This is a genomic window from Duganella sp. 3397 (assembly GCF_031456625.1).
Classification (GTDB): Bacteria; Pseudomonadota; Gammaproteobacteria; order Burkholderiales; family Burkholderiaceae_D; genus Rugamonas; species Rugamonas phyllosphaerae.
The window spans coordinates 154175-168909 of record NZ_JAVDVB010000004.1 but is presented as its reverse complement, the minus strand read 5'-3'; the positions used below and the strand labels follow the sequence as shown (position 1 = coordinate 168909).

Here is a 14735-nt window from a genome sequence, read left to right as displayed (position 1 = left end):
CTTGGGTGCAGCCACCGCCGGCTATCCCGCCTTACATCCAGCCCTTGGTCACCAGGCTGCGCGACACGTAACGCGCCAGCAGCAAGTTGTTGAACGGCGTCGGATGGACCTCGTCGGCAAACGAGTAGTGGCTGATGTCGCCGGCCACCAGGTTGCTGCCGTTACAGGCGATCGAGGAGCCGATCGGATTTTTCGCCGCGCTCAGGTCACAGGCGGGCTCGGAGACATTGGTCAGGCCATATGGTCCCGGATTCATGGACTGGTCATGGCTGACCGCGTACACGTCGACAATCACCACTTTAGGCTCGGCGCCGAGGCTGGTGGTCAGCGAGGTATTGTAGGCCTTGACCATGGTGTCGATCAGGGCGCGGATCTCGGCCGAGCGGCCACGACCGCTAGGCGTGGTGGCAACGTCCGGCAGGTTGTTGACGGTAACGTAGTTGGCGCCGTTGGCGATGATCTGGTTTTTCACCAGCGTGGCCAGCTCGGTGCCGGCCTTGGCCATTTCGGCCACCAGGCTCGGGCCATTGGCGGTGGCAAAGTCGGCGCCGGCTTTGGCGCCAGCGGCGGTGGCGTCAGCCGTGGCCTTGGCGATGATTGCGGTTGCGTTGGCAACCACGGCCGAATTGCCCGGCTGCATAGCTGCCGTACCGATGGCAGCCTGGGTCACGGTAGTCTGGGTGGCGCCCGGCGCTTGTCGTGCCGCGCCCACTGCTGCCGTGATGGCGGCAGCAGCCGTTTGCGGGTTGGTCGCGCCGGCGGCCAGTTGCGGGATCAGGCTCGGGAAGAACGCTGCGGCGCCGGCGGCGTTGCCGGCAGCGGTGGCATCGGCGCTCAGCTTGGACAGCAGGAACAGCACATCGTTACCGCCAGCCATGACCAGCACCAGTTCGTCGCCCTTGAACTTGCCGCCGACGGCAGCCAGGTGGTTGGCGACCTGGGTAACGACCGGAACGGTCATGAAGCCGGTGGCAGCGCCGGTGGCAATGTTGCCGGGGCCGACAGGATTGGTGACGCGGGCGCCACCCTGGGCGTAGCCGAAGCAGCCGGCGTTGGCTTTGCGCGGCACGTTGAAGCCCGGCGCGGTGCCATCGAGGCCGGTGAGTGCCGCGCACGGCGCGGCCAGGCCCAGTTGGGCGGCCACCAGCTCGGTCCAGTTACGGCCGGTCAGGGTAGGATTGATCGCGGTGTTGTCGCCATTGATGGTGAACTTGCCACCCTTGAGCGCGGCGATGGCGCCGACGTTGTAGGAGCCAACATCCGACAGGCTGTCACCGAACGATACTTGCGAATTGAATTTGACACGAAGGGTTTGATCGCCCGCTTCCGGGCTGGAGCCACCGCAACCGGCAAGGATGGCGAGAGCCATTGCGGCGATGGCAAGTTTGGTGTGACGCATATTGTCTCCTGAGGATTTTGTGGCCCAATAAGAACGGGCGTGCTATTCATGCACAACTAGTCTGCCAGCGTTGCGCTGGAATGTATAGCGGCGCACTGTCAATTCTCAGGCGTTGTGTTCAAAAAAGAACAGTTGCTCGTAAAGGAACTCCAGCGTTGCTTTTTATCAAAAAAGTTGAACGCTGGAATACATAAAATCAGGAAACTATTCGCTCAAAAAACGCGCCAGGATGCCGGTCGAACCGAACACCGACCGTCGCAGGCGATCGTTCACGCCGAGCCAGTCGCTGCTTTGCGGCGGGGTCTCCACCAGGATCACATCGGCCTTGACCAGGTCCATCTCGCGCAGGGCCGCATAGATGCCGTAGGCATAGCCGACCGGCTCGGCCGGCAGCAGGCGCTGGCTGTCGCCCAGGTCAACCATGGCGCCGCAGGCGTGACCGATCACCGCCACGCGGGCGCCCCTGGCCTGCAGTTGCGCCACCGTGTCGGCCAGCGCGGCGTGGGCCACCATGGTCACCGGCGTGCGCGGTGCATAGTGCGATTCCAATGTGCCGGAGGCGCGCGGCGCGGCCTGGTCGGGCGCGGCCGGCAACAGGCCAATCACGTCGGCGATCTGCTGCGCGGTGATGTGGCCGGGACGCAGCAGCACCGGGCCGTGGGTGGCCAGGCGCGACAAATCGACGATGGTCGATTCGATGCCGACCTGGCTGGCGCCCCCTTCCAGCACCGTGACGTGCAAGCCGGCTGAACACGCCGGCTCGCCGGTGATCGAACCTTCCTCGACATCATCGAGATGGAATTCGTCGCGCACGTGTTGCGCGGTGGTGGGACTGACGTTGCCGAACTTGTTGGCCGAGGGCGCCGCCAGCCCTCCCCTGCCACCCTTGAAGGCGCTGAGCAAGGCGATCGCCACCGGGTGCGCCGGACAGCGGATGCCCACCGTGTCCTGGCCGCCAGAGACGGCGTCCGGGATATGGCTGGCGCGCTTGAGGATCAACGTCAAGGGACCAGGCCAGAACGCAGCGACCAGCTGGCGCGCGGCGTCGGGAATGTCGGTGACCCAGTAATCGAGGTCGGCGCCGGGCGCCACGTGGACAATCACCGGGTGGTCGTTGGGGCGGCCTTTCGCTTGGTAGATGCGCGCTACCGCTGCCGGATTTTCGGCGTCGGCGCCGAGGCCATAGACGGTCTCGGTGGGAAACGCCACCAGGCCACCGGCCTCGAGTACGCGCGCAGCTGCCGCAATATCGGCATCCATCGCAGCGTCGTCGGCCACGGCAGCAGAGGCAGCGTTTACCGCAGTCACGGCGCGATACCCAGGATGTCGCAGGCAGCCAGCAATTGCTGCTGCGCCTGCTCCAGCGTGGCGGCCACGAAGGTCAGGTGGCCCATCTTGCGCGCGCGGCGCGGGTCGTCCTTGCCGTACAAATGCAGGCAGGCGCCCGGCAGCGCCAGCACCTGGTCCCAGGCCGGCTCACGCACATCGTCACTATCACCGTCGAACCAGAGATCACCGAGTATGTTGAGCATGACCGCCGGCGAATGCTGGCGCACGTCACCGAGCGGCAGACGCGCCATGGCCCGCACTTGCTGCGCGAACTGGCTGGTGATGCAGGCGTCCATCGTGTAATGGCCGCTGTTGTGCGGACGCGGCGCCATTTCGTTGACCACCAGCGAGCCGTCGGTCAGCACGAAGAACTCGATGCACAGCACGCCCACGTAGCCAAGCTCGGCCACGATGGCTTGCGCCGCCTGCTGCGCCTTGACAGCACTCTCGGCCGACACGTTCGGGCCCGGCACGGTGGTGGTCAACAGGATGCCGTCGCGGTGGACGTTTTCCGCGATCGGGTAGACCACCGATGCGCCGTCGTGACCGCGCGCAGTCAGCACCGACACCTCGTACGCCAGCGGCAGCATTTTTTCCAGCAGGCAGGTCACCTGCCCCATCTCGGCAAACGCGGCGCGCACGTCGTCGCGCGACTTCACCCGCACCTGGCCCTTGCCGTCGTAACCCATGCGAACCGTTTTCAGGATGCCGGGCAGCAGGTCGTCGGCAATCGCGGCGATGTCGTCTTCACTGGCGATCACCTTGTGCGGCGCCGGCAGCACGCCGGACTTGTCCGCGCAATCGACAAAGAAACGCTTCTCGGCAATGCGGTCCTGCGCCACCGATACGCCGTGGGCGTTCGGCGCAACAAACACGGTCTGCGCCAGGCGCGACAGGCTGTCGGCCGGGACGTTTTCGAACTCGGTGGTCACGGCCAGGCATTGCGCGGCCAGTGCGTCGAGGCCGGCGGCATCGCTGTAGCCGGCGTTGACCAGGCGCTGGGCCACTTGTCCGGCCGGGCAGGACGCGGACGGTTCGAGCACGGCCACCTGGTAGCCCATGCTCTGGGCGGCGTGGGCGAACATGCGGCCAAGCTGGCCGCCGCCCATCACCCCCAGCCAGGCTGGCGGGTTGGCGGCGGGCAGCAGGGGAAGATCTTTAGAGTGACTCATTATTTCCTACAGCGGCAATGTCATGGCCTTGGCGGCGTCGGTTTGCGAAACGCGGAACGCTTCGAGCTGGTCGGCCAGCGCCTCGTCGGTGGCGGCGATCATGGCCACGGCTGTGAGCGCCGCATTGGCAGCGCCCGCTTCGCCGATGGCAAAGGTGGACACCGGCACGCCTTTCGGCATCTGCACGATCGACAGCAGCGAATCCTCGCCACGCAGGTACTTCGACGGCACCGGCACGCCCAGCACCGGCACGATGGTCATGGCAGCGACCATGCCCGGCAAGTGGGCGGCGCCACCGGCGCCGGCGATGATCGCGCGCAGCCCGCGCGCACGCGCGCTCCTGGCGTACGCGACCATCTCGTCGGGCATGCGGTGGGCGGAAATGACCTGCGCCTCGAACGGCACGCCAAACTGCTTGAGGATGGCAACCGCGTTCTGCATCACGTCCCAGTCCGAAGACGAGCCCATGATGACGCCGACCAGTGGCTTAACTTGATCGGTCATCTTATGCCTTCAGCTTTGCACCGGTCAGGCGCTCGATGGCCTCGAAATACTTGGCCTGGGTTTTTTCGATGACGTCGGCCGGCAGTGCCGGCGCTGGCGCGGTCTTGCCCCAGTCGGTCAGGGTTTCCAGGTAGTCGCGCACGAACTGCTTGTCGAACGACGGTGGCGAGATGCCCACCGCGTACGAGTCCGCTGGCCAAAAGCGCGAGGAGTCGGCCGTCAGCACTTCGTCCATCAAGTGCATCACACCATCGTCGTCGAGACCGAACTCGAACTTGGTGTCGGCAATGATGATGCCGCGCGTGGCGGCGTACTCGGCAGCGGCCGTGTACAGCTTGATGCTGACATCGCGCATCTTGGCAGCGAGGTCGGCGCCAATGCGGCTTTCCATGTCGGCAAAGCTGATGTTTTCGTCGTGCTCGCCCAGGTCGGCCTTGGCCGCCGGGGTAAACAACGGCTCGGGCAGCTTCTCGGCCTGTTGCAGACCCTCGGGCAAGGTGATGCCGCAGATGGCGCCCGTGGCCTGGTAATCTTTCCAGCCCGAACCGATGATGTAGCCGCGCACCACGGCTTCGACCATGATCGGTTTCAAGCGCTTGGCCACGACTGCGCGGCCCTTCACTTGGTCCACTTCGTCGGCGGAGACCACGGACTCGGGCGCTACGCCGGTCAGGTGGTTCGGCACGATGTGGCCCAGCTTCTCGAACCAGAAATCGCTCATCTGGTTCAGTACCATGCCCTTGCCGGGTATCGGTTCATTCATCACGACATCGAAGGCGGACAGGCGGTCGGTGGTGACGATCAGGATCTTGTCGTCGCCAACGGCGTAGTTGTCGCGGACTTTGCCGTGACCGAGCAGTGGCAGGGAGGTAATGGAAGACTGGTAGAGGGCGTTCATAGCTTGGAGTGTGTTGTTAAAAGCAAAACTGTAAAAGCGAAACCGTAAAAGCGAAACCGGCGGAAAGCAATGCTCTCCGCCGGTCGAGAACTCACGGGTCAGTGTCCCGTTGCAGACAGGATTTTACTTCACAATTTGCGACAGCTCGCCGGCCTTGTAACGCTCGGCCATTTTTTCCAGCGGAATTTGCTTGATTTTCGACGCTTGGCCGGCGCAGCCGAACGCTTCGAAACGGGCGCGCACAACTTGCTCGGCAGCCAGACGGGCAGGCTTGAGGTAGTCGCGTGGATCGAATTTCGACGGGTTCTGGAACATGAACTGGCGGATCGCCGCGGTCATGGCCAGGCGGATGTCGGTGTCGATATTGATCTTGCGAACGCCGTGACGGATGCCTTCCTGGATTTCTTCGACCGGCACGCCGTAGGTCTCTTTCATGTCACCGCCGAATTCGCGGATGATGGCCAGCAGCTCTTGCGGCACCGACGACGAACCGTGCATCACCAGGTGGGTGTTGGGGATACGCGCGTGGATTTCCTTGATGCGGTCGATCGCCAGGATGTCGCCGGTTGGCTTGCGGGTGAACTTGTAGGCGCCGTGCGAGGTGCCGATGGCGATTGCCAGCGCGTCGCACTGGGTTTGCTTGACGAAGTCGGCCGCCTGGTCGACGTCGGTCAGCAGCTGTTCGCGGGTCATGGTGCCGTCGGCGCCGTGGCCGTCTTCCTTGTCGCCCTTCATGGTTTCCAGCGAACCCAGCACACCGAGTTCGGCTTCGACGGTCACGCCGATCGAGTGCGAGAACTTCACCACTTCGCGCGAGACAGCAACGTTGTATTCATACGACGCGACCGACTTGCCGTCCGCTTCGAGCGAACCGTCCATCATCACCGACGAGAAGCCGGAGCGGATCGCGGCCATGCAGATCGCCGGCGACTGGCCGTGATCCTGGTGCATCACGACCGGGATGTGCGGATACGCCTCGATGGCGGCGTCGATCAGGTGGCGCAGGAACGCTTCGCCGGCGTATTTGCGGGCGCCAGCCGAGGCTTGCATGATGACCGGGCTGTCGAGCGCGTCGGCAGCAGCCATGATGGCTTGCACTTGTTCCAGATTGTTGACGTTGAAGGCAGGAATGCCGTAACCATTTTCAGCAGCATGGTCCAGCAGTTGACGCATCGATACGAGGGACATGGTATGTACTCCAAACAATTAAAAAAAAGAACCTTGCCGGAGCATCACCACGCCCGCTCGCGCGGGCATGGCCTCCGGACTTACTTATTAACGACCTGACCGACCTTGACGATCCGCAGCGCATTGGTGCCGCCGGCATAACCCATGCGCGAACCCCAGGTCACCACGATGATGTCGTCTTTCTTGACGATGCCGCGCGCCACCAGCAGCTCTTCGGCCTGGCGCATCACGGTAGCGCTGTCGCCGGCCTGGGCCAGGTTGAACGCCTTGACGTTGCGGTACAGCGACGCCTTGCGCTCGGTGAGCACGCTCGGCGTCAACGCATAGATCGGCGTGTCGATATTGTGACGGCTCATCCACAGCGCGGTGGAACCGGACTCGGTCAGCGCCACAATGGCTTTGACTTCCAGGTGGTGCGCGGTAAACAGCGCCGCGTACGCGATCGACTGGTCGATGCGGGTAAAGGTGGCGTTGAGGAAGTCGGCGTCGAGCTTGTTGTACTCGGACTGCTCGGCTTCCACGCAAATGGCTGCCATCATTTCCACGGTTTCGATCGGGTAACGGCCCGAGGCGGTTTCCGCCGAGGTCATCACCGCATCGGTGCCGTCGAGCACCGCGTTGGCCACGTCCGATACCTCGGCGCGGGTGGGCACGGCGTTGAAAATCATCGATTCCATCATCTGCGTGGCGGTGATGGCCAGCTTGTTCGATTCGCGCGCCATGCGGATCATGCGCTTTTGCAGCGCCGGCACCGCCGCGTTGCCCACCTCGACCGCCAGGTCGCCACGGGCAACCATGATGCCGTCGGAGGCGTCGAGAATTTCTTGCAGTACTGGAATGGCTTCGGCACGCTCGATCTTGGCGATCATCATCGGCTTGTGGCCGTAAGGCTCACCGGCGATATTGGCCAGCGTGCGCGCCATTTCCATGTCGGTCGAGCTTTTCGGGAACGAGATCGCCAGGTAATCGCACTGGAAGCTCATCGCGGTCTTGATGTCTTCCATGTCCTTGGCGGTCAGCGCCGGTGCGGTCAGGCCGCCCCCCTGGCGGTTGATGCCCTTGTTGTTCGACAGCTCGCCGCCGATCTTGACGGTGGTGTAAATCTCGCTGCCGATCACTTTATCGACCACCAGCACGATCAGGCCATCGTTGAGCAGCAGCTTGTCGTCGGGACGCACGTCCTGGGGCAAGGCCTTGTAGTCAAGGCCCACGCGGTCCTGGTTGCCCAGTTCGCCGTTCTCGCCCCACTTGGCGTCCAGGATGAACTTGTCGCCGTTGACCAGTTCGATCTTGCTGTTCTCAAATTTGCCGACACGAATCTTCGGTCCCTGCATGTCCGCCATGATCGCCACTTCGCGGCCGCATTCGGCAGCCGCTTCACGCACCAGCCGTGCGCGGTCGATATGGTCCTGCGCCTTGCCGTGCGAGAAGTTCAGGCGAACGACATCGACGCCGGCGCGGATCATCTTGACCAGGACGTCGAAATCAGTCGATGCTGGGCCGATGGTGGCGACAATTTTGGTGCTACGGGACATAGTATTCCTTGAGCGAGAAGGTCATGCGGACAGCTTCCGCGCAGGGCGGAAACCAGGAAAATGCTGCGTCATCGACAACAAATGTAGCCAGACTACAAAACTTTGTAGCATTTTTACAAAAATCATCGTTAAACACTGACATGACAGCGATTTTACTGGTAAATCACTACACGCACGACCGTGCTATTTACTAATCTTTGAGCCAAAAACATTATTGCGCTGCAGCGCGCTGGGTCAGAATTTCGACCGCAGGCAGGGTCTTGCCTTCCAGGAATTCCAGGAACGCGCCACCACCGGTGGAGATGTAACCGATCTTGTCGGTGATGTCGTACTTGGCGATTGCGGCCAGCGTGTCGCCACCGCCGGCAATCGAAAACGCCTTCGAGGCAGCGATCGCCAGCGCCAGCGTCTTGGTGCCTTCGCCAAACTGGTCAAACTCGAATACGCCGACCGGGCCGTTCCAGACGATGGTGCCGGCAGCGGCAATTTGATCGGCCAGCATGGCCGAGGTTTTCGGGCCGATGTCGAGGATCATGTCGTCGTCGGCTACGTCGGCCACGTCCTTGACGGTGGCCGCTGCGGTTGGCGAGAATTCCTTGGCGCAGACCACGTCCACCGGAATCGGCACGGTGGCGCCGCGCTTGGCCATGATCTCGATGATGGCCTTGGCTTCTTCCACCAGCTCGTTTTCCACCAGCGACTTGCCGATGTTCAGGCCGGTAGCCTTCATGAAGGTGTTGGCGATGCCGCCACCGACGATCAGGTTGTCCACCTTGTCGGCCAGCGCTTTCAAAATCGACAGCTTGGACGACACCTTGGAGCCGGCCACAATGGCCAGCAGCGGACGGGCCGGGGCGCCCAGCGCCTTGCCCAGTGCGTCGAGTTCGGCGGCCAGCAGCGGACCGGCGGCGGCTACCGGCGCGAACTTGGCGATACCGTGGGTGGAGGCTTCCGCGCGGTGGGCGGTGCCGAACGCGTCGTTGACGTAGATGTCGCACAGCTGGGCCATTTTCTGGGCCAGTTCGTCGGCGTTCTTCTTTTCACCCTTGTTGACGCGGACGTTTTCCAGCAGCACCACCTGGCCGGCCTGCAAGCCTTCGAGGCCGGCGCCGTCCACCCAGTTCTGTTTCAGTTCAACCGGCTGGCCCAGCAGCTCGGACAGGCGCGCGGCGACCGGCGCCAGGCTGTCTTCAGCTTTGAATTCGCCTTCGGTCGGACGACCGAGGTGGGACGTGACCATGACCTTGGCGCCAGCGGCAGCGGCGGCGCGGATGGCCGGCACGGAAGCGCGGATGCGCGTATCTTCGGTGATATTGCCCGCATCATCCTGCGGCACGTTCAAGTCGGCGCGGATGAACACGCGCTTGCCCTGCAGGGCATTTTGGTCGATAAGATCTTGCAGACGGATGAAGTTCAAAACAGCGGACATGGCGACCCATTGGTTGAGTAATAAGAAGGCGCTATTCTACCGCAAGGCCGGCGTGATTTAATTGTTATTGAAATACAGGAACAGGCCCTGCTTCAAGCAACAAATGAGGATCCTGCGAGCCGTAACGCGGTGAAACAAACCATGCCGAAAACAATGGTTTCCAGCATATTGCGACGCAGCAAATAATAGATTGTCGCCGCGATACCGGAGAGCAATTTGATATTGCTCAAGTCAAAAACGATATGGCCGGCAGGCGACAGCAGCAGATCGGGGCCGATGATGGCCGCCAGTGCGCACGCGGGCGCGTAGCGCAACATATCCTGCACCCGTTTCGGAATATTGATGTGGTGACCGATCAGCCACAGCGAGCTGCGCGCGGTGGCAGTGGCCAGCACCAGCGCGCCGATGACGATCCATATCTCGAGACCGGTCATGGCGCCCTCCGCAGCCTGGCCATGACGCTCTCGACCAGCATGGCAGCCGCCATGCCCGCCACCACCGCTACCAGCAAGCCGAGCTTGTACGGCAGAGCAAACGCCGCCACCGCCACAGCGCCGGCCGCCAGCACGCCGCACAGCGCCGGCACGCCAACGATCAGCGGGATCATCACGCACACGATGGCCAGCGTGCCGGCAAAGCCCAGGCCCCATTCGGGCGGCACGGCGCTACCCAAAAAGATGCCGATGATGGACCCGACCTGCCAGGCCGACCAGTTTGGATAAATCAGGCCTTTTAAATAGGACAGCTTGCCGTCCTGCGGATCGGTCGTCGGATACTTCTGCAGGAACAGGGCCACCGCCAGGTCGCCCGAGACGTAGCCGAGCATCAGGCGCTGGCGCCACGGCAGGTGGGCAAAGTGCGGCGCCAGCAAGGCGGAGAAGATCACGAAACGCAGGTTGACCACCACGGCGGTGAGAAAGATCACCGAGATCGGCGCGCCGGTGGCGATCAGCGGCAATGCCGCCAGTTGCGCCGAACCGGCAAACACCAGCAGCGTCATGGCCAGCGCCTGCGGCACCGTCAGGCCCGACTTGACCATGGCAATGCCCACCACCAGGCCCCAGGCGGCGATGCCGAACAGGGTGGGCATGCCGGTGCGCACGGCTTCGCGCCAGGCCTGCGGGTGGTGGCGGTCCATGGCGTTCAAGGTAGGCGAACTGCGAGGGTCGGTCATGAAGAAGATTGTGGCATTCCTGCCACATGGCAGGGCTCGCCGGGAATGGAGAGGCGCTATTTTACCGATGATTTTTGCTGGTTGCGCGAATCCGTTAAAATCGTGGTTTTCCTTTGCCTTCGGAGCCCGCATAACATGACCGCCAACACCACCAACGCAGCCGCCGCAGTTGAACTCGACGGCAAAGACCTGCCGGCGCACTGCCCCAACCCGGCCATGCCGCTGTGGTCGTCGCACCCGCGCGTGTTCCTCGAATTCGACCACCACGGCACCGCCAAGTGCCCGTACTGCGGCACCGCCTATCGCCTGAAGCCCGGCACCGTCGTCGGCCACCACTAATCTCCGGACGCAGCCGCATGCCAACCAAACGTGTCAAACAGATGAACGGCAGCGCTGCCGAAACCGAGACCGCGTTCTACGACGCCCTCAACCGGGCCGACGTCGACGCCCTGATGGCCCTGTGGGCCGATGACGACGAGATCGTCTGCATCCACCCGGGCGGCCAGCGCCTGATCGGCCACGCCGCCATCCGCACCGCGTGGGAAGCGATCCTGGCCCAGGGTGGCCTGCAGATCATGCCGTCGCAATTGCACGAAACCCATACCTTGATGAGTTCGGTGCACACGGTGGTGGAAGGCACCACCGCCGCCAGCGGCGAGCCGGCCCACCTGCTCGCCACCAACGTCTACAGCAAAACCCCGCGCGGCTGGCGCATCGTGCTGCACCACGTCTCGATCGCGCCGGGCGCGGCGCCGGTCGATCCGCAGGCGCAAATCCTGCACTGACTCTGCAATAATAGACAGTGGAATATTCGTCGCCGTTCTGGCTGCCCAGCGGCCACCTGCAAACCATCTACCCCGCCAAGTGCATCGCCAAGCCGGCGGTGCGGTACCGGCGCGAGCGCTGGGATGCGCCGGACGGCGACTTCGTCGATATCGATTTCGTCGATGGCCAGCGGGGCCAGCCGATGGTCGTGCTGTTCCACGGCCTGGAAGGCTCGTCCGACAGCCACTACGCGCGGTCGCTGATGGCTGCCGTGGCCGCGCGCGGCTGGTCGGGCGCCGTGCCGCATTTTCGCGGCTGCTCGGGCGAAGCCAACCGCGCGCCGCGTTTTTACCACTCGGGCGACGCTGCCGAGGTGGACTGGATCGTGCGCAAGCTGCACGCGCGCCACTGCGGAAAATTCTACGCGGTCGGCGTCTCGCTGGGCGGCAACGCCCTGTTGCGCTGGCTCGGCGAATCGCAGCACCAGGCCGATTTTATCGATGCCGCCTGCTCGGTATCGGCGCCGCTGGACCTGGCGCAAGGCGGCGCCTCGCTCTCGCGCGGCTTCAACATGGTGTACACGCGCATGTTTTTGCAGACACTGAAACCCAAGTGCATCGCCAAGCTCGAGCACTTCCCCGGCCTGTTCGACCTGGACGCCCTGCACGCCGCCCGTGACCTGTACGCCTTCGACAACGTCGTCACCGCGCCGCTGCACGGCTACCGCGACACCAACGACTACTGGGACCGCGCCAGCGCCAAGCACGTCCTGACCGACATCACCGTGCCCACCCTGGTGCTCAACGCGAAAAACGATCCATTCCTGCCCGGGCGCCACCTGCCGCAACGTGCGGCGTCCAATGTGGTGCTCGAGTATCCTGATCACGGTGGCCACGTGGGCTTTGCCGTGGGCCGCCTGCCCGGCAAGCTGGACTGGCTGCCACGGCGCCTGCTCCATTTCCTCGACAGCGCCAGCGATCAACCGGGCAAACCACAGGACGGACAACTAAAACATGGATGACATCGTCAAGCAGGCCCTGGCCAAGTGGCCCGACGTTCCCAACTGCTACGGCTGGCTGGCGCTCGACGCGCGCGGCCACTGGCGCATGCGCGACGAGCGCGCCCAACATCTCGGCCTGCCCGGCGACAAGCTCACCAATCCCGCCCTGGTCGGCTTCATCAACCGCAACTACGCCGCCGACGAGCGCGGCTGCTGGTATTTCCAGAACGGTCCGCAACGCGTGTACGTGCAACTGCAAGCGGCGCCGTACATCGTGCGCACCGATCCGGCCGCCGGCTGGCTGCTGCACACGGGCGCTGCCATGCCTGCCATCGAGGCGGTAGCGCTGACCGAGACCGGCGCCCTGCTACTGGTGGGGGAAGATGTGATTGCACAACTGGACGACCGCGACTTCGCCCAAGTGCTGCCGCGCCTGCACTTGCACGGCGCGCCGGTGGGCGACGATGCCCTGCTGGCGTGGCTGGACGCGCCGGGCGCGCGATTGACCTTCGCCGACGGCGAACGTCATATCGACGTCGAACGCGTGGCTGCCGACCGGCTGCAGCAGCGCTTCGGCTTTGTCAGCGTGCCCAGCTCTCCGGCGTAGCGTCGGATTTTTGACGCAGCCGCTCGAACGGATCGGTGCTCTGGCGCAGCCGGCCGGACGGATCGGTCCACTCCCTGTCGGCGCTGTTGCCCAAACCGCCGGTACTGCTGTTGACACTGCTGCTGTTGCCGCTGCGTAGCTCCGCCTTGAAGGCCGGCTGTAACGCCAGGTCTTTCTTGGCCTTGTCCCCCATCGCCTCGCGCTGGCGCGCCTGCCAGTCACGTTCGCGCGCATCGATCAGCGCCTGGTCGTAAAACGAGGCATCGGAGGCCTTGCGCGCAAAACCGAGCTGCTCCAGCGCCGACAGGGTGCCGCCTTGCAGCATGTACGACTCGGCCAAAGCGATGTGCTGCAAAGCGATCTTGCCCTGCTTGGAATACACCTGCGCCAGGTAATCGAACACTTCCGGCTCCTCGCGGTAAAGCAGGGCCTGGTCGCGCAGGTAGGCGGCAGCATCGTCGTACTTGCCGGCGGCGATCATGGCCTCGGCGTACAGGTGCGACACCGTGCGCGACAGCGGGAACTTCTGCTGCGCCGCCTTGGCTTCTTCCAGGCCCTTGGCGATGGAATCGTGGTCGTCGGACTTGCCCAGCTTGATCTCGATCGAGGTGGTGACAAAAATCGCGTCCGACGCCGGCTTGGGCGCAGCGCTGAAGGTGCCGGGCGGCGGCGCCTTGTTGAAGGTGCCGCGCGCCTTGTCCAGCCACACCTGGGCATTGGCGGGGTCGCCATTCTTGAGCGACCAGAACGCCATGCCGTACTGGCCGGCCGTCAGCTGCAGGCGGTTTTCCTGCTTCATCTGTTCTTCGAAAAACTGTTTAGCTTCGGCCATCGCCTGCGAACCCTGCGCCTGCAACACGCGCGCGCGCGAGCGCACCAGGTAAAAATCGAGACTGTCGGCACGCTGCTTGTACGGCTGGTCGCGGATGCGCGCCTGGATGTCGGCGATGCGCTCGGTGGTGAGCGGGTGGGTTTGCAGGTAGGCCGGCACCAGGTCGCTGTAATTGCGCGTGGCCGACTGCATGCGCTGGAAGAACGCCACCATGCCGGTGGTGTCATAGCCGGCCTCGCCCATGATCTGGAAACCGATGCGGTCGGCCTCGCGCTCGGCCTCGCGGCCAAAATTGAGCTGGCGCTGGATGGCCAGTCCCTGCCCGCCCATGAACACGCCGATGGCCGCATCGCCACCGGCGCGCGACGCCAGCGCCGCCAGGATCATCGCTGCCAGCGGGATCAGCGCATCCTGCTTTTGCTGGCCGATCGAGCGCGCAATGTGGCGCTGCGCCACGTGGCCGATCTCGTGGCCGAGCACGGACGCGAGCTCCGACTCGGACTGCGCCGCCAGCAGCAAGCCCGAGTGCACGGCAATGAAACCGCCGGGCAGCGCGAACGCGTTCAACTGCGGATCGCGCACCGCGAAGAAATAATAGTCGTAATTGGCCTCGCCGCGTGCGCCGGGACGCGCCGCCACGAGTGCATTACCAAAATTGTTCAGGTATTCGAGGATGGGGCCGTCGTCGAGGAAATCGCGGTCGCGGCGGATGTCGCGCATGATTTCCTCGCCAATCTTGCGCTCCGAAATGGGCGACAAATCCTGGCGCTCGGTGTCGCCGAGCGCGGGCAAATTGGGGATTTTTGCGGGCGCGAGCGCATTTTGCGCGATGGCCATCGGCATCGCGATCAACAAAGCCGCAGCCACCATGCGCACACGCAGGGGACGGCGGGACTCACTGGC

The 14735-nt window shown here is 63.9% G+C and carries 15 protein-coding genes; 4 read left to right on the top strand and 11 right to left on the bottom strand.

Translation table 11 applies throughout. The features are described 5' to 3' along the window. Window positions 1-31: 31 nt before the first annotated feature. The 10 genes from J2X54_RS13510 to J2X54_RS13465 form a co-directional block, all read right to left on the bottom strand. A complete protein-coding gene (locus J2X54_RS13510) occupies window positions 32-1399 on the bottom strand; it encodes an SGNH/GDSL hydrolase family protein (protein ID WP_070249037.1) in 1368 nt (455 codons plus the stop codon). Window positions 1400-1603: 204 nt separating this feature from the next. After that, window positions 1604-2659, bottom strand: coding sequence for an L-threonylcarbamoyladenylate synthase (locus J2X54_RS13505; RefSeq protein ID WP_310182067.1), 1056 nt, complete (start codon window positions 2657-2659; stop codon window positions 1604-1606). Window positions 2660-2703: 44 nt separating this feature from the next. Further along, window positions 2704-3900: a 5-(carboxyamino)imidazole ribonucleotide synthase gene (locus J2X54_RS13500; RefSeq protein ID WP_310181352.1), complete on the bottom strand. Its 1197-nt coding sequence runs from the start codon at window positions 3898-3900 to the stop codon at window positions 2704-2706. A 6-nt stretch (window positions 3901-3906) separates the two neighbouring features. Further along, complete coding sequence (gene purE, locus J2X54_RS13495; protein ID WP_310181351.1) at window positions 3907-4404, bottom strand: 5-(carboxyamino)imidazole ribonucleotide mutase; 498 nt, start codon at window positions 4402-4404, stop codon at window positions 3907-3909. Between the two features lies 1 nt (window position 4405). Continuing rightward, on the bottom strand, window positions 4406-5302 hold the full coding sequence (locus tag J2X54_RS13490) for a phosphoribosylaminoimidazolesuccinocarboxamide synthase (RefSeq protein WP_310181350.1): 897 nt from the start codon (window positions 5300-5302) through the stop codon (window positions 4406-4408). A 123-nt stretch (window positions 5303-5425) separates the two neighbouring features. Then, entirely contained in the window at window positions 5426-6490 is a 1065-nt protein-coding gene (gene fba, locus J2X54_RS13485) for a class II fructose-bisphosphate aldolase (protein ID WP_310181349.1), read from the bottom strand. 80 nt (window positions 6491-6570) lie between these two features. After that, window positions 6571-8025: a pyruvate kinase gene (gene pyk, locus J2X54_RS13480; protein ID WP_070249041.1), complete on the bottom strand. Its 1455-nt coding sequence runs from the start codon at window positions 8023-8025 to the stop codon at window positions 6571-6573. Window positions 8026-8236: 211 nt separating this feature from the next. Further along, window positions 8237-9454, bottom strand: a complete 1218-nt coding sequence (locus J2X54_RS13475; RefSeq protein ID WP_084640716.1) for a phosphoglycerate kinase — start codon at window positions 9452-9454, stop codon at window positions 8237-8239. 92 nt (window positions 9455-9546) lie between these two features. Then, window positions 9547-9888: an AzlD domain-containing protein gene (locus J2X54_RS13470; RefSeq protein ID WP_070249043.1), complete on the bottom strand. Its 342-nt coding sequence runs from the start codon at window positions 9886-9888 to the stop codon at window positions 9547-9549. Beyond that, complete coding sequence (locus J2X54_RS13465) at window positions 9885-10628, bottom strand: AzlC family ABC transporter permease (protein WP_310181348.1); 744 nt, start codon at window positions 10626-10628, stop codon at window positions 9885-9887. The genes J2X54_RS13470 and J2X54_RS13465 overlap by 4 nt, the downstream gene beginning before the upstream one ends. A gap of 135 nt (window positions 10629-10763) precedes the next feature. Here J2X54_RS13465 and J2X54_RS13460 point away from each other — a divergent pair, with 135 nt between their 5' ends. From J2X54_RS13460 to J2X54_RS13445, 4 genes are read left to right on the top strand one after another with little or no spacing between them, the layout of a single operon-like run. Further along, complete coding sequence (locus J2X54_RS13460; RefSeq protein WP_019923798.1) at window positions 10764-10967, top strand: zinc-finger domain-containing protein; 204 nt, start codon at window positions 10764-10766, stop codon at window positions 10965-10967. A 17-nt stretch (window positions 10968-10984) separates the two neighbouring features. Continuing rightward, window positions 10985-11413: a nuclear transport factor 2 family protein gene (locus J2X54_RS13455; RefSeq protein ID WP_070249045.1), complete on the top strand. Its 429-nt coding sequence runs from the start codon at window positions 10985-10987 to the stop codon at window positions 11411-11413. A 17-nt stretch (window positions 11414-11430) separates the two neighbouring features. Then, window positions 11431-12414: an alpha/beta fold hydrolase gene (locus J2X54_RS13450; RefSeq protein WP_310181346.1), complete on the top strand. Its 984-nt coding sequence runs from the start codon at window positions 11431-11433 to the stop codon at window positions 12412-12414. Next, a complete protein-coding gene (locus tag J2X54_RS13445; protein WP_310181345.1) occupies window positions 12407-13000 on the top strand; it encodes a DUF2946 family protein in 594 nt (197 codons plus the stop codon). The genes J2X54_RS13450 and J2X54_RS13445 overlap by 8 nt, the downstream gene beginning before the upstream one ends. Here the strand turns inward: J2X54_RS13445 and J2X54_RS13440 are convergent. Next, entirely contained in the window at window positions 12975-14702 is a 1728-nt protein-coding gene (locus J2X54_RS13440; RefSeq protein ID WP_404990910.1) for a M48 family metalloprotease, read from the bottom strand. The genes J2X54_RS13445 and J2X54_RS13440 overlap by 26 nt on opposite strands. Window positions 14703-14735: the final 33 nt, after the last annotated feature.

Coding starts and splice junctions, on each gene's coding strand:
- J2X54_RS13475 (WP_084640716.1), bottom strand. CDS start 9,454: ATGTCCGCTGTTTTGAACTTCATCCGTCTGCAAGATCTTATCGACCAA.
- J2X54_RS13440 (WP_404990910.1), bottom strand. CDS start 14,702: ATGGTGGCTGCGGCTTTGTTGATCGCGATGCCGATGGCCATCGCGCAA.
- pyk (WP_070249041.1), bottom strand. CDS start 8,025: ATGTCCCGTAGCACCAAAATTGTCGCCACCATCGGCCCAGCATCGACT.
- J2X54_RS13470 (WP_070249043.1), bottom strand. CDS start 9,888: ATGACCGGTCTCGAGATATGGATCGTCATCGGCGCGCTGGTGCTGGCC.
- J2X54_RS13510 (WP_070249037.1), bottom strand. CDS start 1,399: ATGCGTCACACCAAACTTGCCATCGCCGCAATGGCTCTCGCCATCCTT.
- J2X54_RS13445 (WP_310181345.1), top strand. CDS start 12,407: ATGGATGACATCGTCAAGCAGGCCCTGGCCAAGTGGCCCGACGTTCCC.
- J2X54_RS13490 (WP_310181350.1), bottom strand. CDS start 5,302: ATGAACGCCCTCTACCAGTCTTCCATTACCTCCCTGCCACTGCTCGGT.
- J2X54_RS13505 (WP_310182067.1), bottom strand. CDS start 2,659: ATGGATGCCGATATTGCGGCAGCTGCGCGCGTACTCGAGGCCGGTGGC.
- J2X54_RS13455 (WP_070249045.1), top strand. CDS start 10,985: ATGCCAACCAAACGTGTCAAACAGATGAACGGCAGCGCTGCCGAAACC.
- J2X54_RS13460 (WP_019923798.1), top strand. CDS start 10,764: ATGACCGCCAACACCACCAACGCAGCCGCCGCAGTTGAACTCGACGGC.
- J2X54_RS13465 (WP_310181348.1), bottom strand. CDS start 10,628: ATGACCGACCCTCGCAGTTCGCCTACCTTGAACGCCATGGACCGCCAC.
- fba (WP_310181349.1), bottom strand. CDS start 6,490: ATGTCCCTCGTATCGATGCGTCAACTGCTGGACCATGCTGCTGAAAAT.
- purE (WP_310181351.1), bottom strand. CDS start 4,404: ATGACCGATCAAGTTAAGCCACTGGTCGGCGTCATCATGGGCTCGTCT.
- J2X54_RS13500 (WP_310181352.1), bottom strand. CDS start 3,900: ATGAGTCACTCTAAAGATCTTCCCCTGCTGCCCGCCGCCAACCCGCCA.